The sequence below is a fragment of the Aeribacillus sp. FSL K6-2848 genome (assembly GCF_038004325.1).
GTDB lineage: Bacteria > Bacillota > Bacilli > Bacillales > Aeribacillaceae > Aeribacillus > Aeribacillus composti.
On sequence record NZ_JBBOQQ010000001.1, the window covers coordinates 3107563 to 3130104 of the forward strand.

The following is a 22542-nucleotide window of genomic DNA, read 5'->3' on the forward strand; positions in this document are numbered from 1 at the left end:
AGGTGATCGTTAAGTGCGTTGGACGTTTGTTGCTATGATTATGCTGGAGATCGGGCTTTATTTCTTGTTGAAAAATTTCGATCTCTTTTTCAATATGAACATGAACACTTTGCCTTTCTTTTTCATCATGTTTGGCATCGCCTTTATGGTTCAGGCAAAAGCGGAAAAGGATGACCAAGCAATCGTTCCTGCCGTTCTGCTGCTTGGCCTTGGCATCCATTTTTTATGGGGAAAATCATTCCCGTTCTGGCCTGATGATTTAACCGCAATGATCTGGATCATTGCCCTTGCTTTCATTATTCGGTCTGCTCAAGCAAAAAGCGGGTTTGCACAAGGATTTATCCTTCTTTTGATCGGAAGTTTCCTTTACTATTTTCCTTCCGCTTTGACATCTTTTATTCAAAAGAGCGTTTCCAATTGGCAAGCCTTTTGGCCGATTCTTTTTGTTATTGCAGGTTTGTATTTATTGTTTTTCAGAAAAAAATAAAAGGAAACAGCTCGAAGCGGTTAAGCTTCTCGAGCTTTTCCTTCTGTATCCAGCCTAAAGCAATTTCATTTTATGATAGGAATGGATAAATGGCTGACCATGCATCCTCTTTTCCGTAGCCAGTTTCTGCTGAAAAAAGAATAAGCGGATCATTTTTTTCCATTTTTAGCGTTTCTTTCACTACTTTTAAGTGTTTTTGCCATTTTCCTTTAGGAATTTTATCCGCCTTTGTGGCGACAATTACAGCAGGAATTCCATGATATTTTAAAAATTCGTACATCATGACATCATCAGATGTAGGTGCATGGCGGATGTCTATGATAAGAATACATGCTTTAAGCTGTTCTCTTTTGAGCAAATACGCTTCGATCATTTTCCCCCATTTTTCCCGCTCCCTTTTCGACACTTTGGCAAATCCATATCCGGGAACATCAACGAAATAAAATTGATCGTTAATTAAATAAAAGTTTAACGTTTGCGTTTTCCCAGGCTTTGAAGAGGTTCTCGCCAAATTTTTTCTATTGATCATTTTATTAATAAACGAAGATTTCCCGACGTTAGACCTTCCTGCCAGAGCGATTTCTGGAAAATCGGTTGATGGATATTGATCAGATTTAACCGCACTTATGACAATTTCTGCTTTTGTTACCTTCATTCTTTTTCTCCTGCCAATGCATGTTTTAATACTTCATCCATATGTGAGACAAGAACAAAAGTCAATTCTTTTCTCACGCTTTCTGGTATATCATCTAAATCCTTTTCATTTTCCTTCGGCAAAATAATTTTCTTTAAACCGGCACGATGGGCGCTTAATGTTTTTTCTTTTAAACCGCCTATCGGCAGAACGCGGCCTCTTAAAGTAATTTCACCTGTCATTCCGACTTCTTTTCGAACCGGTCTTCCAGTTAATGCTGAAATAAGCGCCGTTGCCATCGTAATGCCTGCAGACGGTCCATCTTTTGGAACAGCTCCTTCAGGCACATGAATATGGATATCATATTGTTCGTGGAAATCTGGATCTATCTTTAGTTCTTTTGTTCTAGATCGAATATAGCTGAAAGCGGCTTGAGCCGATTCCTTCATGACATCTCCGAGCTTTCCGGTTAAAATCAGCTTGCCTTTACCCGGAGAGATGGACACTTCAATGGACAGCGTATCGCCGCCGACCGTCGTATATGCGAGACCGGTTGCCACACCGATTTGATCCTGCAATTCTGCCTGACCGTATCGAAACAATTTTTTGCCCAAAAAGTCTTCAAGAGTTTTAGCGGTTACAACAATTCTTTTTCTTTCACCTGTTACAATCGTTTTCGCTGCTTTTCGGCATATTGCTGCGATTTGGCGTTCTAACCCTCTTACCCCTGCTTCGCGCGTATAATAACGAATTATATTTAAAATTGCTTCTTCTCTTATTTGCAAGTGACCTTTTTTCAGTCCATGCTCTTTTAATTGTTTTGGAAGAAGATGATCTTTGGCGATATGAACTTTTTCTAATTCGGTATAACCGGCAATTGTGATAATTTCCATTCTGTCGCGCAGCGGACCTGGAATAGTTGCTAAATTATTGGCTGTCGCAATAAACATGACTTTTGATAAATCATATGGCTCTTCAATATAATGATCGCTGAAATTATGGTTTTGCTCCGGATCCAGCACTTCAAGAAGAGCAGCTGAAGGATCACCGCGAAAATCGCTGGACATTTTATCAATTTCATCCAGCAAAAATACCGGATTAATCGTTCCCGCTTTTTTCATCCCTTGAATGATCCGACCCGGCATCGCACCGACATATGTTCTTCTATGGCCTCTTATTTCCGATTCATCCCGAACGCCACCAAGAGAAATTCGAACGAACTTTCTATTTAATGATTTTGCAACAGAACGGGCAAGAGATGTTTTCCCAACGCCAGGCGGTCCCACTAAACATAAAATAGGGCCCTTAAGCGAATTTGTTAATTTTTGCACTGCTAAATATTCAAGCACCCGTTCCTTTACTTTATCTAGTCCGTAATGCTCTTCATTTAAGATCACTTCCGCCAGCTTTATATCCAGTCTGTCCTCTGTTGCCTTGTTCCACGGCAAGGAAATGAGCCAGTCTAAGTAATTGCGGATCACCGCACTTTCAGCGGATGTTGAAGGGATTTTTTCATATCGGCTGAGCTCTTTCATAGCCGTTTTATAAACATGTTCCGGCATTCCCGATTTTTCGATTTTTTCAGTCAAATCTTCTATTTCGCCCGTTTTCCCTTCCTTTTCTCCGAGCTCTTTTTGAATGGCCTTCATTTGTTCGCGCAAATAATATTCTTTTTGCGTCCGTTCCATTGATTGACGGACCCGCTGGCCTATTTTCTTTTCAAGCTGCAGGACTTCCTTCTCATTATGGAGCATTTGAATAATTTTATTTAATCTTTCTTTCACATCAAATGTTTCTAATATTTCTTGCTTATCTTTCAGCTTGATCGGCAAGTGGGAAGCAATTATATCGGCCAATCTTCCCGGTTCATCTATATCCAAAACGGTTGCAAACGTCTCACTTGAAATTTTTTTAGACATTTTTATGTATTGCTCAAAATATTCAAGCGCAGTTCGCATCAAAGCTTCTTCTTCAACATCTTTTTGAAGCGGTTCTTCATAAGTATCAACTTGTACTGAAATATATGGTTCCTTGCTTTCAAAACTTTTGATTGCGCCTCTTTTTTGTCCCTCAACTAGCACGCGAATGGTGCCGTTCGGCAGTTTGAGCATTTGCTTAATTTTCGTCAGCGTTCCAATATGGTATAAATCATCCTCTTTTGGATCATCTATTGAAACTTCCTTTTGTGTTGTTAAAAATATCATATGATCATCCATCATCGCCTTCTCAAGCGCCTGTACAGATTTATCGCGTCCTACATCTAAATGTAGCACCATCGATGGATAAACTAACAAACCTCGAAGCGGTAGGAGGGGGACGATTCTATTCTCTTTTTTCGCCATATTTTTACACCTCCATCATGTGAAAAATAGATTATACAGCGTCCTTGTTCAATTCTATCCTATTCTTTCTGCACTGTCTATTTTCAAACTTATCTTTATTGAAAGGAATAAAATAACTGCCTCAACAAAATAAAGGTTCAGTGCCACGGCCTGAACCCTGTTAGGCATTTGGAATGAAGACGCTGCTTTAAACCGATTTTTTCTCTATGATTGTCTCTGGATAAATTTGCTCCGTTGGAGGATTGATAAGCGCACAATCTAACACTTCCTGAAAGCTTCGAACAGGAATAATTTCAATGTCTTCAATCGTTTTTAAAATTGACTGCATATTCTCCTCTGGTATGATCACTTTTTTTGCACCTGCCATCTTGGCAGCTTTTATTTTTGGAATAATTCCGCCAATCGGTTTTACATTCCCATGAATGCTGATCTCTCCAGTCATCGCAACGGTATTATCAACAGGAATTTTGTGGATGGCAGAAAAAATGCCGGTTGCCATCGCTATTCCTGCACTCGGTCCATCAACAGGTACCCCGCCGGGAAAGTTTACATGAATATCATAATCATGGGCATTAACTCCCATTGATCGTAACACTGTTATGACATTTTCAACGGAGCCTTTGGCCATACTTTTTCTTTTGATGGATTTTCCGCGGTCGCCAATGTTTTCTTCTTCTACAATACCTGTAATGTTGATCGTTCCTTTTTCTTTTGCCGGAATAACCGTCACTTCCACCTCTAATAAAAAGCCGCTGTTTGGTCCGTAAACAGCAAGACCGTTCACCAGTCCAACTTTAGGTTCATTTCCAATTTTCTTTTCATATTTTGGTGTAAGCTGGCTGGAATGGACAATCCATTCAATATCTTCGACTTTCACTTCATTTCGGTCCTCAGTGATGGCAATTCCAGCAGCAATTTGCATCATATTGGCAATTTCTCTTCCATTGCGGGCATAAGAAGTTAAAATGGATATTCCTTTTTCTGAAATTTTTACATTTACTTTTTCAGCCGCTTTCCGAGCAACGACCGCGAGTTCATCGGCCGTTAAATCTCTAAAAAATACTTCAAGGCAGCGCGAGCGAATGGCGGGCGGTATTTCAGATGGTGTTCTTGTAGTTGCCCCGATCAAGCGAAAATCAGCCGGAAGACCGTTTTGGAAAATATCATGAATATGACTTGGAATTTGAGAATTTTCTTCACTATAATAGGCGCTTTCTAAAAAAACTTTTCGGTCTTCAAGTACTTTTAACAGTTTATTCATTTGAATGGGATGGAGTTCGCCAATTTCATCAATAAACAACACGCCGCCGTGTGCATGAGTCACTGCTCCTTGTTTCGGCTGTGGAATTCCGGCTTGTCCCATTGCCCCAGCACCTTGATAAATGGGATCATGAACAGAACCTATTAAAGGATCAGCTATTCCCCGTTCATCAAATCTCGCTGTTGTTGCATCCAATTCAACAAAAACAGCATTATGTTGAAAAGGAGACTTTTTATTTCTTTTCGCTTCTTCAAGAACGAGCCTTGCAGCAGCCGTTTTTCCTACACCAGGAGGTCCGTAAATAATAACATGCTGGGGATTCGGCCCGCATAAAGCTGCTTTTAATGCTTTGATGCCATCCTCCTGTCCGACGATGTCAGAAAAGCTTTTTGGACGAATTCGTTCTGAAAGCGGCTTTGATAATTGGATAGCTCTCATTTTTCTCAATTGTTCCATTTCTTTTTTCGACTCGCGGTCAATGGAAATTTTTTGCGTCCGCTGATTCCGCAATAAATTCCAAAAATAAAGACCGACAATGACTCCGAAAATTAATTGTATGAAAAGGGCAATCCCTGTCCAGTTCATCCTGAGTTTCCTCCTCAACAAATGTTTATCCCCTATTATCTCCTTTGCATATACGGATTAAACATATGTTGAGGACGGATTTTAATGAAAAGAAGGATCGAGTTGTATGAACTCGATCCTTCTTATTTTTATGAGAACAACTATCTTTTTACAAAAGCAAATTCAAGACTAAAAAGCCCGTCAAAACCTGTCTTATGCGGAAGTTTTCGTATCTTCATTTATAATGGTTCCATCATTTGCAATCAGCTTCGGAGGAATTTTTTCTCTTACAGTGTTTGCCGTGATGACACATTTTGTAATATCATCACGAGACGGCAATTCAAACATCACATCAAGCATAATGCCTTCAATGATAGAACGAAGGCCGCGCGCACCTGTTTTTCGTTCAATTGCTTTTTTCGCAATTTCTGATAATGCTTCTTCTTCAAATTCCAGCTCAACGCCATCTAGCTCGAGCATTTTTTGATATTGTTTAACAAGCGCGTTTTTCGGTTTTGTTAATATTTCGACAAGTGCTGCTTCATCAAGCGGTTCAAGGCTGGCAATGACAGGCAAACGCCCGATAAATTCCGGAATTAACCCGAATTTTAATAAATCCTCAGGTAGCACCTTTGAAAGCAGTTGCTTTTGATCAAGCTCTTTGTTTCGGCTATCTGCTCCAAATCCAATGACCTTTTGCCCTAATCTGCGCTTGATGATTTGCTCTATGCCGTCAAATGCTCCGCCGCAAATAAATAATATATTAGTCGTATCGATTTGGATAAATTCTTGATGCGGATGTTTTCTTCCGCCTTGTGGAGGAACACTTGCTACAGTTCCTTCCAAAATTTTCAGAAGTGCTTGTTGGACGCCTTCACCAGACACATCTCTTGTAATGGATGGATTTTCTGATTTTCTAGCAATTTTGTCAATCTCATCGATGTAAATAATTCCTTTTTCCGCTTTTTCCACATCGTAATCAGCAGCTTGGATTAGCTTCAGCAAAATATTTTCAACATCTTCCCCAACGTATCCAGCTTCCGTTAGCGACGTTGCGTCAGCAATTGCAAATGGAACATTCAAAATGCGTGCAAGCGTTTGTGCAAGCAGCGTTTTTCCGCTTCCTGTCGGCCCGATTAACACAATATTACTTTTGGACAGCTCAACATCATCAATTTTATTGTTTGAATTAATCCGCTTATAATGGTTGTAAACTGCAACCGCCAAAGATTTTTTTGCCTGCTCCTGCCCGATTACATATTCATCTAGGATGCTGAGAATTTCTTTCGGTTTCGGAACATCCTTAAATTCAGCCTCTTCTTCCGTGCCAAGCTCCTCTTCTACAATTTCTGTGCAAAGTTCAATACATTCATCGCATATATAGACGCCAGGACCAGCAACCAGCTTTCTCACTTGATCTTGAGTTTTTCCGCAAAACGAACATTTTAACTGTCCCTTTTCATCGTTAAACTTAAACATGATATCACCCCTTAATTTCCTTCATTGCCTCCCCACCCATATATAAACTGCACGCATGAATCGGGGAACAATGCTTTTCAAACAAAAGAAAAGTATGTATCGCATTTTATCATAAAACAAAAGAAAAGCGGTAATGAAAAGTATGTATAGTTATGTGACAATTATTATGTACAGTTTCGAACGATTTAACGCTTTTCATTTTATAAAACAAGGCACGATCAAATCGCGCCTTGTTTATCAACTTTATCAAAAATCATGATGTCCCTGTAACTATATTATGCAACATCTTTTCTATTTTCTACAAGAAAATCGACCGCTTTTTTAATTTTTAAATCTTCTTTTATTCCTTCTGTTGAACCGAGTGCTCTCTTAACGCTTTCAACTGGCATATTGTACATGTCAGCCATTTTTTGCAGCTCTTCATTTACTTCTTCTTCTGTCACATCAATGTTTTCAGCTTTCGCAATTGCTTCTAATGTTAAGTTATATTTCACGCGCTTTTCAGCGTCTTTTCTCATTTGTTCACGCAATTCTTCTTCGCTTTGGCCAGAGAATTGGTAATACAGTTCTAAGTTCAAGCCATGCAATTGCAAGCGTTGTTGAAATTCATTCATCATTCTTTCAAGTTCATTGTCAATCATCACTTGCGGAATGTCCACTTCAACATTTTCTGCAGCTTTTTCAACAAGTTCATCACGAAGTTTATTTTCAGCTTGTGTGTTCTTTTGCTCTTCTAAACGCTCTCTAATTTTCGCCTTTAATTCTTCAAGTGTTTCAACCTCATCGTTTACATCTTTTGCAAATTCATCATCCAATGCAGGGAGTTCTTTCGTTTTGATTTCATGAATTTTCACTTTAAAGACAGCCGGTTTTCCAGCAAGCTTTTCCTCATGATATTCTTCAGGGAACGTTACTTCTACATCCTTTTCTTCGCCTGCTTCAAGCCCGATCAACTGATCTTCAAAACCAGGGATAAATGTGCCGGAGCCGACTTCCAAAGAATAATTCTCAGCTTTTCCGCCTTCAAACGCTTCGCCGTCAACAAAACCTTCGAAGTCGAGGACGACTGTATCTCCCTCTTCCACTTTTCCTTCTTCTTTCACAACCAATTCAGCATGACGTTCTTGAAGCTGTTTTAATTCGTTTTCCACATCTTCATCCGTAACGGTTGTATCTTCTTTTTGGACATCCAAACCTTTATATTCGCCAAGTTTCACTTCTGGTTTGACCGTTACTTTAGCCGTAAAAATAAGCGGTTTATCTTTTTCAATTTGTTCAATATCAATTTCAGGACGGTCTACCGGTTCAATTCCAGCTTCTTCAACCGCTTTTGGGTAAACTTCTGGAAGCAAAATATCAAGCGCATCTTGATATAGTGCCTCAACACCGAATCTCTTTTCAAAAATAGGGCGCGGCACTCTTCCTTTGCGGAATCCTGGAACGGCTACATTTTTTACAACTTTTTTAAATGCTCGATCCAGCGCTTCTTTAAATGTTTGTGCATCTACTTCAACGGTTAAGACTCCTTCGTTTTTCTCTAATTTTTCCCATTTAACTGACATTTGTTTCCCTCCAACAATCTATAAATATTATTCGTGAGTACACGATAAAAATTTTTTATATGCCTTGTCCGTAAAGAAACAAGCCATAAAATAAATATGTCAAAAAAGGATAACCGGCACCAATAGCAAGAAAGGTGCATACAAAAAATATACATTTTACAACCATTTTATTATACCATAGGATACAATCCTTTCAATAGGACTCTACCATCTAATGTTTGAAATTTCTTCAATTTGTCTAATTTTATCGCAAACTGAAATAAACTCAGCACTTTTTATGTTGTAAATCCGCTCAACTTCCGTCAGCTTGATGACGATCCCAAAAATTTCGTAGCCAACGTAATGAAGCGCTGCTGCCCAAATATTTGCATTTTCCGGTTTAGGATGAAAAGGATACATGACATATAAATGACGAATCCATATATCTTTTACAGCTTCGAAAAGGGTTGGATTTTCATTTCCTAAAAAATCGTCCAAAAGATTGAGCACTTTTTTGGCAAACGTCATTTCTAATAAATCTTGAAGATGGATAGGATTTACAGCAGTAGTTTCCCCGAATTTCTCGACGGTCATTATTCGTGCTATTTCATGATCTCGCAATATTTGCAGCAGCATTGTTTTCACAACCGGATGGACCGTTTTTGACTGAAGCATCTCTTCAATCGTATGTAAATTTTTTTTAACATTATTATTATTTTTGATCGAATGTATGTAGGAAATTTGCTTGTCCAGCCTGCTGAAAAGATCATCGTCATTCGGTTCTGGACTGATTTGCTCTTCGCTCATCCTCCGGCTAAAATGAAGCAGCTTGTAAAACTGTTCTGCATGTGCTGCCGGAAGTTTATTTTCTTCCAAAACCGCTTCAATCGTCGTTTTTACCTCATCATATTGTCCAAGCTGTACTAAAATCGTTAAATACATCTGCAATATTTCAAAATAATTTCCTTTTGCTTCGTGAAGCATTTTTTTACAAATTTGTTTTGCTTCCTGATATTCTCCAAGCTCCATTAAGCATAAAGCAATTCCTATTTCAATATCAGGGTGATTTGAATTCCAAGATCTCGCCTCTAAAAAAAGGTCAAGCGCTTGTTCAAATTGTTTATTATGTAACGCATTCATTCCTTTTTCAATCAATCGTTCTTTAAGTCGGGGAAAGGGAATGATTTTTCCATTCGCTTTTTTCATTGTAGAAAACCTCTTTATGATTTTGCTACAAGTTTACCAGCTGGGCAACGAGAAAACAAGAATCAAAAGAAAAAGCGGAGGATGCAATCATCATCCCCACGCTTTTGCCTTTTGTTCAAATTGGCTGATCTGCTCTTCATATAATAATGTAAATCCTATTTCGTCGCGTCCATTTAAAAGCATTTCCTTCCAATGCTCATTAATGTCAAAATGAAACTCAAATCCTTCTTGATCAAATACTTTTTGCTGCTCTAAATCAATCGTGCATTCGTACACATTTCCTTCCGCTTTTTTGAGCAATGTTTCAAACACTTCTTCATTGACCCGTATCGGCAGGATTCCATTTTTTAAACAGTTTTGATAAAAAATATCTGCGAAGCTAGGCGCGATAATTGCGCGGAAACCAAAGTCTGCTAAAGCCCATGGAGCATGCTCTCTTGATGAACCGCAACCAAAATTTTCGCCAGCCAGCAAAATTTGTGCGCCTTTGTAGACTGGCTGATTTAACTCGAATTGTGGATTTTCCTCACCATTATCTAAATATCTCCAATCAAAAAAAGCAAATCTTCCATAACCTGTCCGTTCAATTCGTTTTAAAAATTGTTTCGGAATGATTTGGTCCGTATCCACATTTGTTCTATTTAATACTGCAATATGGCTAGTTAATGTTGTAAAAGGCTGCATGCTGCTTCTTCCCTCCTCATTTTACTGCTTCAAGCTTCTCTGTCCGAATATCAACAAACTTACCATAAATTGCTGCCACTGCTGCCATTGCAGGACTCACTAAGTGAGTTCTTGCCCCTTTCCCTTGACGTCCTTCAAAGTTGCGGTTGGAAGTAGACGCACATCGTTTTCCAGGAGGCACGACATCGTTATTCATGCTTAAACACATGCTGCATCCAGAATCTCTCCATTCAAAACCAGCATTGATGAAAATTTCATGCAATCCTTCTTGTTCTGCTGCTTGTTTTACTTTTTGGGAGCCTGGAACTACGATAGCTTTCACATTTGGAGCAACCTTTCGTCCTTTAATTACATTCGCCGCTGCACGCAAATCAGTTAGTCTTGAGTTTGTACATGATCCAATGAATACATAATCGATTTCAATGTCTTGAATGTTCGTTCCCGGTTCAAGTCCCATGTACTCATACGCCCGTTTGAAGGAAGCTGCTTCATTTTCATTGCGTGCATCCTCAAGTGTCGGAATCGAATGGTCAACAGGCAGCACCATGCTTGGATTTGTACCCCAGGTAACCATCGGTGCGATGTCTTCCCCGCGGATTTCAATCGTTTTATCAAATGTAGCTCCTGGATCAGATCTTAAAGATTTCCAGTAAGCAACTGCTTTTTCGAACTCTTCCCCTTTCGGAGCATATTTTCTTCCTTTTATATAATTAAAGGTTGTTTCATCCGGAGCTATTAAACCGGCGCGGGCACCTGCTTCGATTGACATATTGCAAATGGTCATCCGTTCATCCATTGATAAGCTTTCAATCACTTCACCCGAATATTCAATAACATAGCCTGTACCGAAATCAACACCAAATTTTCCAATAATGTAAAGGATGACGTCTTTGGCCGTGACTCCTTCTGACAAAGATCCTGTCACTTTCACTTGCAAAGTTTTCGGACGGTGCTGCCATAATGTTTGAGTGGCCAAAACGTGTTCTACTTCACTTGTTCCGATTCCAAATGCCAGCGCCCCAAAAGCGCCGTGTGTCGATGTATGGCTGTCTCCGCATACAATAGTCTTTCCTGGAAGAGTAAGCCCTAATTCCGGACCGATAACATGGACAATTCCTTGATCATCGCTGTCTAATCCTGCCAGAGTAATTCCAAATTCTTGGCAGTTTCTTTCTAAAGCACTTATTTGATTTTTAGCTACATCATCTTCAATGACAAAGCGGTTCACGGTTGGGATATTATGATCCATTGTGGCAAAGGTTAGATCAGGACGTCTCACTTTCCGTCCGTTTTGTCTCAATCCTTCAAAAGCTTGCGGTGATGTAACTTCATGTATGAGATGAAGGTCAATATAAAGCAGATCCGGTTTTCCCTCTTCCCTTACGACCACATGATCATCCCAGATTTTTTCTATTATGTTTCGAGGCTTCATTTTCTTTTTCCCCCTATTTCCTGTTTTGTATCTATTAAGAAAACGGTGAGCTTCTCCTCCCGGAAAAGCCCACACCCCCCCATTTTATTCGTAGGAATCGATAATATTTAATAGTGCATAATCGTTCGCAAGCACTTCTTTGATTTCTTCCACCATTTCAGTTGTATGAATAAATGCACCTTCATTATTTGTTAAATCTCTCGTGCACTTTCCGGAATCCAACACATGTTTAACCGCTTTTTCAATGGCTCTAGCTTCTTCATGAAGATCAAAGGAATAGCGGAGCATGAGCGCACCAGATAAGATCATTCCGACAGGGTTTGCCAGGTTTTGGCCGGCAATGTCAGGAGCTGATCCATGCACTGGTTCATATAAGTGCAATCCACTGTTTGATAAGCTTGCTGAAGGAAGCATGCCCAACGATCCAGTGATCATGGATGCTTCATCGCTTAAAATGTCACCGAACATATTTTCCGTCACAATCACATCAAACTGGCTTGGCATGCGGATCAATTGCATGGCCGCATTATCAACAAGCATATGCTCCAATGTGACATCAGGGTATTTTGAAGCCAATTCTTCAGCAATTTCACGCCAAAGCTTGCTAGTTGTAAGCACGTTTGCCTTATCAACAGACGTTACTTTTCCTCGGCGTTTTTGCGCCATTTGAAAAGCTGTTTCTAAAATGCGTTCAATTTCTTTCCGTTTATAAAAAAGCGTGTCAACCGCTGCTTCTTCTCCGTCTGAAACGATTCTTTCACTCGGTTTCCCGAAATAAAGTCCGCTTGTCAATTCGCGTACAATCACCAAGTCAACATCTTCTATTTTTTCTCCCTTTAACGGAGATATTTCTTGAAGGGCTTTATAAGTTTGAACAGGGCGGATATTTGCAAATAAGTCCAACTCTTTTCGAATGCCTAGCAATCCTTTTTCCGGACGGAGTTCAGGAAGATTTTTATCCCATTTCGGACCGCCTACAGCTCCTAATAAAACCGCATCGCTTGAACGACATAATTCAATCGTTTCTTCAGGAAGAGGTGTCCCGCACTTATCTATCGCTTCTCCGCCAATTAAGCCGAATTCAAATTCAAAATCATGTTTGTAATATTGTCCAATAGCCTTTAAAACCTCAATAGCTCCGTTCGCTACTTCTTTTCCAATGCCGTCTCCCGGCAAAACAGCGATTTTTTTCTTCATCACGTTCCACCCCTTTCATGATTTTATACAGTCGCCTGATGTTTTTCCTTCGCTGTATGTTTGAGTAATATCGCCCTGTTGACAGCATTTAGATAGGCTTTGGCAGATGCTTCAAGCACATCCTGGGCAATGCCGCGTCCTCCCATTTCAATTCCGTCCACGTTAACTTTTACATATACTTGCGCTAACGCATCGCGTCCTCCTGAATTAGATTGGATTCGGTAGTCCAGCAAAGTGACGGACTGCTTCAAACAGCGTTCTAACGTATTGTAAATAGCTTCTACGCTTCCATTTCCTGTCGCAGCCTCTTGAATTTCCTCGTTTTCTTTCGTTTTCAGCGTCACAGTGGCAGACGGGACTCCAGTCGTACCATATGTTACCTGCAGCGCCGCAAGTTCATATGTTCCTTCTTCACCTGTTAATTGTTCTTCTAATACAAGAGCTACAAGATCATCTTCCGTCAATTCTTTTTTCTTTTCAGAAAGTTCCTTAAAAGCAGTGAATAAACGATTTGTCGCTTCTTCATCCATTGTAAAGCCTAATTCCTTGAGCTTTACCCGAAATGCGTGACGACCAGAATGTTTCCCTAATACTAAACTGTTGGACTGTACCCCAACAAGTTCAGGAGATATGATCTCATATGTTGTTTTTTCTTTCAGCACACCGTCTTGATGTATGCCAGATTCATGGGCAAAAGCGTTTTTCCCGACGATCGCTTTGTTTGGCGGAACTATCATTCCTGTCAATTTGCTCACTAAATCACTTGTTCTCTTAATTTCATTTAAGCGGATGTTTGTTTCAACTTTGTAATAGTCTTTTCGAATGTACAGAGCGACAGCCACTTCCTCTAAAGCTGAATTGCCCGCACGCTCTCCAATTCCGTTAATCGTACCTTCAATTTGCCCTGCTCCATGTTCTACAGCGCTGAGAGCGTTCGCTACTGCCATTCCTAAATCGTCGTGGCAATGGGCGGACAAAATGACTTGATCAATATTTTTCACATTTTGTTTTAAATATTCAAATATTTTGCCATATTCAATCGGAGTGATATAGCCTACAGTATCAGGAATATTGATGACTTTCGCGCCGGCTTCAATCACTTTTTCAACAATTTCCGCCAAAAAATCGAGTTCAGTGCGGCAGGCATCCTCTGCAGACCATTGTATAATAGGGAAAAATTTCGCTGCATATTTGACGGATTCTACTGCACGCTCGATCACTTGCTCCTTCGTCATTTTCAATTTATATTCCCGATGAACAGGCGATGTTGCAATAAACGTATGGAGTCTTGGCTCCGCCCCGTCTTTCAACGCTTCCCACGCCGCATCGATATCTCCTTTAACAGATCTCGCCAATCCTGTAACAGAAGAATTTTTGATTGTTCTGGCAATTTCCTGTACTGAGCGAAAATCGCCTGGAGAGGAGGCAGGAAAGCCTGCCTCAATAATGTCCATTCCAACTCGTTCCAGCTGTTTTGCGATTTCTAATTTTTCTTTTAAGTTTAGGTTTACTCCAGCGGATTGCTCGCCATCTCTTAAGGTTGTGTCAAAAAAGTTAATTTTTCGCACCAGTTACCACCGCTTCCTTATTTTTAGGCTTTACAAACGGCATCATGTCTCTTAACACTCTTCCGACCTGTTCAATTTGATGCTCATTTTCACGATTGTTGATCGCGTTAAACTGCGGTCTTCCTACTTGGTTTTCCAAAATCCATTCTTTCGCAAATTTTCCAGTTTGAATATCATTCAATACAGCTTTCATGTTTTCTTTTACATGCGCATCGATTACGCGCGGTCCAGATACGAAATCACCCCATTGAGCTGTATCGGAAATGGAGTATCTCATGTTGGAAAGCCCGCCTTCATACAGTAAATCCACAATTAATTTTAGTTCATGCAAACATTCAAAATATGCAACTTCAGGCTTGTAACCTGCTTCAACAAGCGTTTCAAATCCAGCTTTCACAAGGGATGTTAACCCGCCGCAAAGAACTGCTTGCTCACCGAAAAGATCCGTTTCTGTTTCTTCTTTAAACGTTGTTTCAAGAACGCCGGCACGTGCGGATCCGATTGCTTTTGCATATGCTAAAGCCAATTCTTTCGCTTGACCTGTTACATTTTGTTCAACAGCAATCAATGCCGGAACCCCAGCTCCTTCAGTGTAAGTTCTTCGCACAAGATGACCTGGGCCTTTAGGTGCAACTAAAAATACATCCACATCGCTTGGCGGAACAATTTGATTGAAATGAACGTTAAATCCATGGGCAAATACGAGAGCATTTCCTGCTTTTAGTCCCGGCTTCACTTCATTTTCATAAAGCTCTCTTTGCTTTTCATCCGGAACAAGCACCATGATAATGTCTGCTTCTTCAACAGCTTCACGAACTGTTTTAACTTCCAATCCATCCTCTTGAGCTTTTTCAAATGATTTACCTTTTCTAACGCCAACTACTACATCTACGCCGCTTTCTTTTAAATTTAAAGCATGCGCGTGACCTTGAGAACCATATCCTAAAATCGCTACTTTCTTCCCTTCTAATACAGCTCCGTTAATATCTCCGTTATAGTATACTTTTGTCATTTGTACATCTCCCTTTCTTAAATGTTTTACTATATTTAAAAATGTATTAGACGATTGAAAAAGTTTTTTCGGACTGCTGCAGCTTTTGTGTACCGCGAGGAAAAGCTGTCAGTCCTGTTCTGGCTATTTCCTTGATGCCGTACGGTTTCAATAAGTCAATCAGCGCTTCAATTTTGTTCGGCTCACCTGTTACCTGTACGACAACGCTGTCTCTGCTAACATCAATGATCGATGCGCGAAACGGTTCGATCACACCGTATATTTCCATTCTTGTCGATGGATTTGCAACAACTTTAATTAATGCTAGTTCTCTTGCAACAATTGATTGATTTGTGATATCCATCACTTTCAACACATCAATTTGCTTATTTAATTGCTTTGTAATTTGTTCAACTTCTTTTTCTTCTTTAACATTTACAACAAATGTAATTCGCGAAACGCCTTCTATTTCCGAATGGCCGACAGAAATGCTTTCGATATTATAGTGTCTTTTCGTAAACAGGCCAGTAATTCGGTTTAAAACTCCTGATCTATTCATGACAGTCAGCGTAATGATTCGCTTCATTTCTTTATCCCCACCATTTCATTCAGTCCTTTGCCAGGAGCAATCATTGGATATACGTTTTCTTCCGGTGCTACGACGATTTCAATCAGCTCCGGCTCTCTGTTTGCAAAGCTTTTTTCCAACACTGTCTTAAGATTTTGATGATTTTGGATTCTTACTCCTTTTATTCCAAACGCTTCTGCCAATTTAATAAAATCAGGCTGCGTTTGAAAGACGGAATGAGAATAACGTTTTTCATAAAAGAGTTCTTGCCATTGGCGAACCATACCGAGCGAATTGTTGTTCAGAACGATTACTTTGATTGGCAAATTGTGCTCTTTGATTACCGCAAGCTCTTGGAAGGTCATTTGGAACCCTCCATCACCCAATATCGCGACAACCGTTCTGTTGCGGTCAGCAAACTGCGCGCCGATAGCTGAAGGGAGTCCAAAGCCCATCGTTCCAAGTCCGCCCGATGTCACCCATCTGTTTGGCGAATTAAAGCGATAATATTGCGCAGCCCACATTTGATGCTGGCCTACATCTGTTGTAACAATTGCTTCTCCTTTTGTTTGTTTATAAATTTCTTCGATCACTTCTTGAGGTTTGATTTCATTTTCAGATTTTTCATACCATAATGGATATTCTTTTTTATATTCAGCAAGATGCTGAATCCACTCTTGATGATCGCCTTTATTTCCTTCCTGCTCGATCAAAAGCTTCAATACTTGCTTCGCGTCGCCGACAATCGGAATTTGTGTGGGAACATTTTTACCAATTTCGGCAGGATCAATGTCAATATGTGCTACAGTTGCATTAGGCGCAAAATGTTTAAGATTTCCTGTTACTCTGTCATCAAAGCGGGCTCCGATGCTAATCAATAAGTCGCATTCATAAAGAGCCATGTTAGCCGCGTATGTTCCATGCATTCCTGCCATTCCTAAAAATAGAGGATGATCCGCTGGGAAACTTCCTAATCCAAGTAGAGTGTTTGTGATCGGAATTTGCTGCTGCTCAACATATTCTCTCAGTTCATTCGCAGCATTGGCATGGAGAACGCCGGCACCAGCTAAAATCACCGGTTTTTTTGCACTGCTGACCGATTCCACCAGCCTGCGGATTTGCAAGTAATTCGGCTCTAATTTCGGCTGGTAGCCAGGCAATGACAATTCCATATCATATTCGAAATTGCCTTCCGCCTGTGAAATATCTTTTGGAATATCGATCAATACAGGTCCTGGTCTTCCAGTTGTTGCGATATGAAACGCTTCTTTAACAATTCTCGGTAAATCATTTATATCCCGAACTTGATAATTATGTTTTGTAACGGGCATGGTAATTCCGATCACATCTGCTTCTTGGAAAGCATCAGAACCGATCACAGTTGTTGCTACTTGCCCTGTAAAGACGACGAGCGGCAAAGAATCAATTAATGCATCCGCAAGCCCTGTCACTAAGTTGGTTGCACCAGGTCCTGAAGTGGCAATGACGACACCCGGTTTTCCGGATATACGTGCATATCCTTCAGCAGCATGGATTCCTCCTTGCTCGTGTCTTGTTAAGACGTGAAAGACTCCAGAATTATATAGCTTATCATATATTGGCAAAACGGCTCCACCGGGATAGCCGAAAATGACTTCTACATTTTCCCTTTTTAAGGCTTCGATGAGCATTTCCGACCCCGTCATGGTTGTTGTTGTACATTTGGTTTTCAACTCATCCAACTGTACATTCGCAGTCATGAATATATCCTCCTTTTAAACAGATGTGATAGAATTTTTAGATAATGAAAAACCTTCCCGCCCCTATGAAACCCACTTATAGCAGGCCAAAGGGGCGAGAAGGTTGAATTCCCGCGGTACCACCCTTCTTCGTGATCAAATCGATCACCTCATGAACGGAATATCCGTTCTTTTCCTAACGAGTGCATTGGGATGCACCCGGCCAATCCTACTCGCTGTCCGCTTTCGAAAAGGCACTCGGAGGCGAGTTCATCCTTGGTGATAACGCCGGTTTTCAGCTCCCCCGGCTCTCTGGAGTTATCTTAACCAAAGATTACTAATCCTCTTCATCGTTTTCATCTATAAATTTTTACATTCAATCCTTATACGAAAATTTATGTTTGAGCCTTATAATACGCTGATTTTTCAAAAGTGTCAACACCATTTTTATGAATTATTTGATTATTTTTATGAAACAGTTTTTTGGCAACGTTTACAAACTTATTATTTCAACATTTTATAATACAATGAAAATTTTTTATGCTCTAAATTGAAATAAATAACGATTCCAAACCATTTGGCAAAATGTGCGTAATATTTTATGAAATACCTGTGGTGCTAGATAAAGATCACAGGATATAAAAATAGCCCTTGCATGGAAAATTCCTTTAAAATGAAAGTGCTACCAAACATTTAAAAGGAGAAGTCCCATGCAAGAGCACTTTCATTTTACAACAGACGAAGCGAAAATTCAAAAACAATATGCAGCGATTTTGTTCTTTGTATCTGGACAATTGTCTTTGATTCAGATGTATTTACAACGCCGAAATCACCATTTGTTGAAGCAAGAAGATGAAGTCATCATCGCCGTCCATGTTCTTGGAAAGTTGTTAGGTTTTACATCCGAACGAGCTTGGCACCGATTTGTGATCGGAAACTTATTTTCGAAAGATTTATTTCCTGAACGTTCTCGATATAACCGCCGTTGTCGAAATCTTGGCTTTGCCGTCAAATGGATACGATATCAACTAGCCAAACGTGGGCAACATCACGCTTATGCGGTAGTGGATAGCTTACCTATTGAACTCTGCCACCACGCACGAATGTATCGCGTCAAACGGTTTCAAGGAATCGCAGATATCGGGTATTGTGCATCCAAAAAGATGGCTTACTATGGGTTTAAGCTTCATCTCCAGATCACTGACCAAGCGCTTCCGATGGGATATGTCGTCACCGAAGCATCCTGTCACGACCGGACAGCTGCGGAAACCGTGATGGCCCAACTTCCTCATCCGTATACACTTGGTGACAAAGGATATGTGAGCCAAGACTTGCAAAAGAAGCTGTATGATGAATACAAGATCACTTTTTGGACGCCCGTTCGGAAAAACCAGAAAATCCATCAATCGAAAGCATGGAAACGATGGATGAAACGAAAACGCAAAATCGTCGAAACCGCGTTCTCGGTTTTAGTGGATTCATTTCGGATCACGAAAATTCGCGCCAATTCGATCTCTGGATTTGAAACGGCGCTTGATGCCATTTTGTTGGCCTATTCGCTCGTTGTTCTTGGGCTAGTTGAGCGTTGACGCTCAACTAGCACCATGGGTATGAAATTAATTTGAATAGCCAACGTTTTCAACAAATGCGGCAAAAGAAAAAACATCCATTTTATTCGAAATTACACCAGTTTTTCTTAAAGGCTCGGCAACCCGAACACTTCAGAAAGAGGGCTGTAATCTGTTTTAAACAGTAATGCAGCATATGTATGTTCTAAAACCTTGAACGTTATTCGATTTTAAATAAAAGCCCTTCACTTGAAACGAGCAATTTCGGAAGAAGGAAAAAAGACAAAGTATGTTGTATAAAAAATATTTGGAACAATATATGGTGGAGGAGATTATATGATGAACAAACAAAAGCTTGAATCTTTCTGTCTCAAACTTCCCGGTTCTGTTCATGATTACCAAATTGATTGGGAAGCAGACCGATATAAAGTGGGAGACAAAATATTTGCGATTATAGGATACGATTCTGAAGGAAAGCCAATCATCACATTAAAATGTGATCCGCATCATTCTGAACAATTAAGAGAAAATTACGACGGCGTCATTCCAGGCTACTATATGAACAAAAATCATTGGATCTCAATATATTTTAACACGAACATCCCGGAGGAAATTTTGGAAAACCTGATTTTTCGTTCCTACGAACTTGTTTTTCAAAAATTGCCGAAGAAAATACAAAAAGTAATAAATTACGTTTTGATAAACTTCATTATAAATTTTGTTGTTTTTAAAATCTGAAAAAGTATATATATCAATCTCTCTACCATTTTTCCTTAATACTTCTTCGCTAAAACGGAAATGACGTCTGATTTCCTTTCTGACTTTTCTTTCCGCTTTTGTTGTAGGAGTTCCGAGGGCTTCAAGTAAGTTCTTAGCTTCATCTCCAGCTAATAAAACGGTCACATTTTTGAAATTTTTTGATGACCAATCAATAAGTTGGTGAATATAGTTTTGTGAAAACTTACTGTTAAAGGGACTGATACCTAAAAGTATGTGAGTCTTATTCTTATAAATTTTCTCACAATTTCTAGATAGTGGAACAACATAGAACAAATCTTTTAATAACTTGTTGCATTAAAAAAACTCCTTTCCCTAACTATGATTAATAAGTTAACATTAAACATTTAACATAATATAACACAACTCAAAAACATTATTGAGTTATGCGAATCATTTAAATATTTTTCCTTTATTTCTTGACAACACGTAAAAATTCCCTTACCATTATTGTTAACTGGTTAACTATCGTAAGGAGGATAAAAATGGAAAGCACTAAAAAGAAAGTTCTAAAAGCATTACAAGAATTCATCACAACTAGAGAATCGATCAGAAGAACTGAATCGAGTAATAATAAGAACGTATTGTTCGGTGTTTCATGGACATTGACACAATTTCACATTGTTGCCCTTCTGAAAGAAAATGAATTAATGAATAATACAACCTTAGCTAAAGAACTTAATATATCTAAACCAGCGGTAACTAAAGCAACAAAAAAATTACTGGAGAAAGGTATTATTAAGGAAAAACAAAATGAAGGAAATAAAAAAGAAATTTTCTATGTTTTAACTGAAAAAGGGGAAACAATGGCCGCAATTCATGAGAAGCTGCATAAGGAGGCTGAAGAACAATATTTATCACTTTTAGATAACTTCAATAAGGAACAACTTGAAACAATCATATTATTTTTAAATACGCTTACTAATCATTTGAAAAATGAAAATATGAAGTAGGAGGGAAGAGCTTTGGATAAAGCCCTTCAACAAAAAAGCAAAGTTCTGGTTCTTCTCCTAAGTATTTCAGCTTTTTTTGCGTCATTAAATCAAAATATTTATTCCCCTTTGATTCCTCTTATTCGAGATACTTTTGACACAACGATTTTTTGGGTGGATTTAACAGTTAGTGGTTTTATCTTTATTATTTCTATCATGCAAGTAATATTAGGAACATTTATTGATTCTGCTAATCAAAAAAAGTTAATGATCACTAGTCTTTTGATTACAAGTATCTCAACCTTATTTTGTGCATTTACAACAAATTTTATGGTATTTTTTGTTGCACGAATGTTTCAAGCCATCGGTACAGGAATGATTCCGTTGATTGCAGTGAATGTCATTGCATATTTATTTGAAGGGGCAGAACGGGGCGATGCAATGGGAACATATCAAATCTTATTGACATTAGCCCCCGCACTTGCGCCGATCTTGGGAGGATTCATTGGACAATACTACAATTATTCAGGTGTATTTTTATTTCTATTTGTCATTTCAATGACATTGTTGATTTTTTTAGGATACAAACTTCCAACATTAAATAGTAAACAATTATCCGATAATAAAAATAAAGCTCAAACACTTCTAAAATATCAAATTTTATGGGCAAATAAAAAAGGCATGAGTGTTATCGGAATTGGTTTTTTCGTCTTTCTGGTATATTTTTCAATATTGACATATTTACCTGTTTTATTGCACGATCACTATCAAATATCTTTACAGATTATCGGATTATTATATTTGCCTTTGACAATTAGTATGATTATAGGTAGTACCCTATTTAAAAAGTTACAAAGAAGATTTAATTTAGAAAAGTTATATCGTGCAATTTTATACTTAATGCCATTTTTCATTATATTATTTGGTTTAATGATGAAAAAGAACATTATCATATTAAGTATTATTTTATTCATTTATGGTGTTTTACTAGGATTCTCTCCACCATTATTTTCAACAATCATTAGTAGTCAATATACAAATGAAAAAGGATTGGCATTAGGAATATTTAATTTTGTACGATATTGTGGAATGGCAATAGGAGCAGGAATTGTCGGAATTAGCTTTCTGAGTTCCTCTTCCTTATTTCTTATTCTAGGAATCGTGTTTTTAGTGATTTCGTTCATGATTAATCAGATTTTAAAATAAAAAATGGTTTCTTCATCCTTTATTTACAATAAAAACTGAAGGCGGATTAATCCGCCTTTTTCTTCTGCTGTTTATATCGGACCTTTTCTAAATTACTAATTGTTCTAAAGCATGTTCATTGTATTTATTAAGATCTACAATATCAAACCCGATAAAATGTTCAAACTCTTTATCAGAAAAGCAAAAATTAAAAGCTCATAAATATTGACATATCAATATTTATGAGCATTATGTAATAAATTCATCCTATTCAAAATTAACATAAATGGCGTCCCAGGAGAGATTCGAACTCCCGACCGACGGCTTAGAAGGCCGCTGCTCTATCCAGCTGAGCTACTGGGACATTGGATAATTTTTTATTATTTTTTCGAAAGACAATGTTTATTA

The 22542-nt window shown here is 38.8% G+C and carries 18 protein-coding genes, 1 tRNA gene, 1 pseudogene and 1 other annotated feature; of the genes and pseudogenes, 5 read left to right on the forward strand and 15 right to left on the reverse strand.

Annotation, left to right across the window (positions count from 1 at the left end; translation table 11 throughout):
- The first annotated feature begins 13 nt into the window (after positions 1 to 13).
- Positions 14 to 487 (forward strand): hypothetical protein, encoded by a 474-nt coding sequence (locus NSS70_RS15015; protein ID WP_063387466.1) that lies wholly within the window; start codon positions 14 to 16, stop codon positions 485 to 487.
- A 70-nt stretch (positions 488 to 557) separates the two neighbouring features.
- Here the strand turns inward: NSS70_RS15015 and yihA are convergent, their stop codons facing one another.
- The 13 genes from yihA to ilvB all read right to left on the reverse strand — a co-directional run bounded on the left by yihA (position 558) and on the right by ilvB (position 17693).
- Positions 558 to 1142 (reverse strand): ribosome biogenesis GTP-binding protein YihA/YsxC, encoded by a 585-nt coding sequence (gene yihA / locus NSS70_RS15020; protein WP_063387465.1) that lies wholly within the window; start codon positions 1140 to 1142, stop codon positions 558 to 560.
- A complete protein-coding gene (gene lon / locus NSS70_RS15025) occupies positions 1139 to 3463 on the reverse strand; it encodes an endopeptidase La (protein WP_327847814.1) in 2325 nt (774 codons plus the stop codon). The genes yihA and lon overlap by 4 nt, the downstream gene beginning before the upstream one ends.
- 187 nt (positions 3464 to 3650) lie before the next feature.
- Positions 3651 to 5309, reverse strand: a complete 1659-nt coding sequence (gene lonB, locus NSS70_RS15030; protein ID WP_327847815.1) for an ATP-dependent protease LonB — start codon at positions 5307 to 5309, stop codon at positions 3651 to 3653.
- Positions 5310 to 5501: 192 nt separating this feature from the next.
- On the reverse strand, positions 5502 to 6767 hold the full coding sequence (gene clpX, locus NSS70_RS15035) for an ATP-dependent protease ATP-binding subunit ClpX (protein ID WP_066249773.1): 1266 nt from the start codon (positions 6765 to 6767) through the stop codon (positions 5502 to 5504).
- A gap of 275 nt (positions 6768 to 7042) precedes the next feature.
- Complete coding sequence (tig, locus tag NSS70_RS15040) at positions 7043 to 8329, reverse strand: trigger factor (RefSeq protein ID WP_340881875.1); 1287 nt, start codon at positions 8327 to 8329, stop codon at positions 7043 to 7045.
- A 204-nt stretch (positions 8330 to 8533) separates the two neighbouring features.
- Entirely contained in the window at positions 8534 to 9514 is a 981-nt protein-coding gene (locus NSS70_RS15045; protein WP_063387460.1) for a tetratricopeptide repeat protein, read from the reverse strand.
- Positions 9515 to 9604: 90 nt separating this feature from the next.
- On the reverse strand, positions 9605 to 10198 hold the full coding sequence (leuD, locus tag NSS70_RS15050; protein WP_063387459.1) for a 3-isopropylmalate dehydratase small subunit: 594 nt from the start codon (positions 10196 to 10198) through the stop codon (positions 9605 to 9607).
- Positions 10199 to 10214: 16 nt separating this feature from the next.
- Positions 10215 to 11630 carry a 3-isopropylmalate dehydratase large subunit gene (leuC, locus tag NSS70_RS15055; RefSeq protein ID WP_063387458.1) on the reverse strand — a complete coding sequence of 472 codons (1416 nt, stop codon included), beginning with the start codon at positions 11628 to 11630 and terminating at the stop codon, positions 10215 to 10217.
- Between the two features lie 84 nt (positions 11631 to 11714).
- Positions 11715 to 12827: a 3-isopropylmalate dehydrogenase gene (gene leuB, locus NSS70_RS15060; RefSeq protein ID WP_063387457.1), complete on the reverse strand. Its 1113-nt coding sequence runs from the start codon at positions 12825 to 12827 to the stop codon at positions 11715 to 11717.
- Positions 12828 to 12850: 23 nt separating this feature from the next.
- Positions 12851 to 14395 carry a 2-isopropylmalate synthase gene (locus NSS70_RS15065; protein ID WP_063387456.1) on the reverse strand — a complete coding sequence of 515 codons (1545 nt, stop codon included), beginning with the start codon at positions 14393 to 14395 and terminating at the stop codon, positions 12851 to 12853.
- The gene (ilvC, locus tag NSS70_RS15070; protein WP_257790183.1) at positions 14382 to 15440 is read right to left on the reverse strand and encodes a ketol-acid reductoisomerase; all 1059 of its coding nucleotides are present in this window, start codon (positions 15438 to 15440) and stop codon (positions 14382 to 14384) included. Before ilvC ends, NSS70_RS15065 begins: the two co-directional genes overlap by 14 nt.
- Positions 15441 to 15453: 13 nt before the next feature.
- On the reverse strand, positions 15454 to 15972 hold the full coding sequence (ilvN, locus tag NSS70_RS15075) for an acetolactate synthase small subunit (RefSeq protein ID WP_063387454.1): 519 nt from the start codon (positions 15970 to 15972) through the stop codon (positions 15454 to 15456).
- Positions 15969 to 17693 carry an acetolactate synthase large subunit gene (ilvB, locus tag NSS70_RS15080; RefSeq protein ID WP_063387453.1) on the reverse strand — a complete coding sequence of 575 codons (1725 nt, stop codon included), beginning with the start codon at positions 17691 to 17693 and terminating at the stop codon, positions 15969 to 15971. The genes ilvN and ilvB overlap by 4 nt, the downstream gene beginning before the upstream one ends.
- 87 nt (positions 17694 to 17780) lie before the next feature.
- Positions 17781 to 18032, reverse strand: a binding site (T-box leader).
- 350 nt (positions 18033 to 18382) lie between these two features.
- Here ilvB and NSS70_RS15085 point away from each other — a divergent pair.
- Positions 18383 to 19261, forward strand: coding sequence for an IS982 family transposase (locus NSS70_RS15085; protein WP_339196453.1), 879 nt, complete (start codon positions 18383 to 18385; stop codon positions 19259 to 19261).
- A gap of 318 nt (positions 19262 to 19579) precedes the next feature.
- Positions 19580 to 19978 carry an MmcQ/YjbR family DNA-binding protein gene (locus NSS70_RS15090; RefSeq protein ID WP_340882540.1) on the forward strand — a complete coding sequence of 133 codons (399 nt, stop codon included), beginning with the start codon at positions 19580 to 19582 and terminating at the stop codon, positions 19976 to 19978.
- Between the two features lie 9 nt (positions 19979 to 19987).
- Here the strand turns inward: NSS70_RS15090 and NSS70_RS15095 are convergent.
- A pseudogene (locus NSS70_RS15095) lies at positions 19988 to 20293 on the reverse strand (tRNA-dependent cyclodipeptide synthase); the annotation flags it as partial.
- A 209-nt stretch (positions 20294 to 20502) separates the two neighbouring features.
- On the opposite strand from NSS70_RS15095, the gene NSS70_RS15100 reads away from it, so the two are divergent.
- Together NSS70_RS15100 and NSS70_RS15105 are read left to right on the forward strand one after the other, a co-directional pair.
- Complete coding sequence (locus NSS70_RS15100; RefSeq protein ID WP_034769954.1) at positions 20503 to 20970, forward strand: MarR family transcriptional regulator; 468 nt, start codon at positions 20503 to 20505, stop codon at positions 20968 to 20970.
- Between the two features lie 12 nt (positions 20971 to 20982).
- Positions 20983 to 22155: an MFS transporter gene (locus tag NSS70_RS15105; protein WP_328189306.1), complete on the forward strand. Its 1173-nt coding sequence runs from the start codon at positions 20983 to 20985 to the stop codon at positions 22153 to 22155.
- Positions 22156 to 22421: 266 nt separating this feature from the next.
- On the opposite strand, the gene NSS70_RS15110 is transcribed toward NSS70_RS15105, so the two are convergent.
- Positions 22422 to 22498 (reverse strand) — tRNA-Arg (locus NSS70_RS15110).
- Between the last annotated feature and the right edge of the window lie 44 nt (positions 22499 to 22542).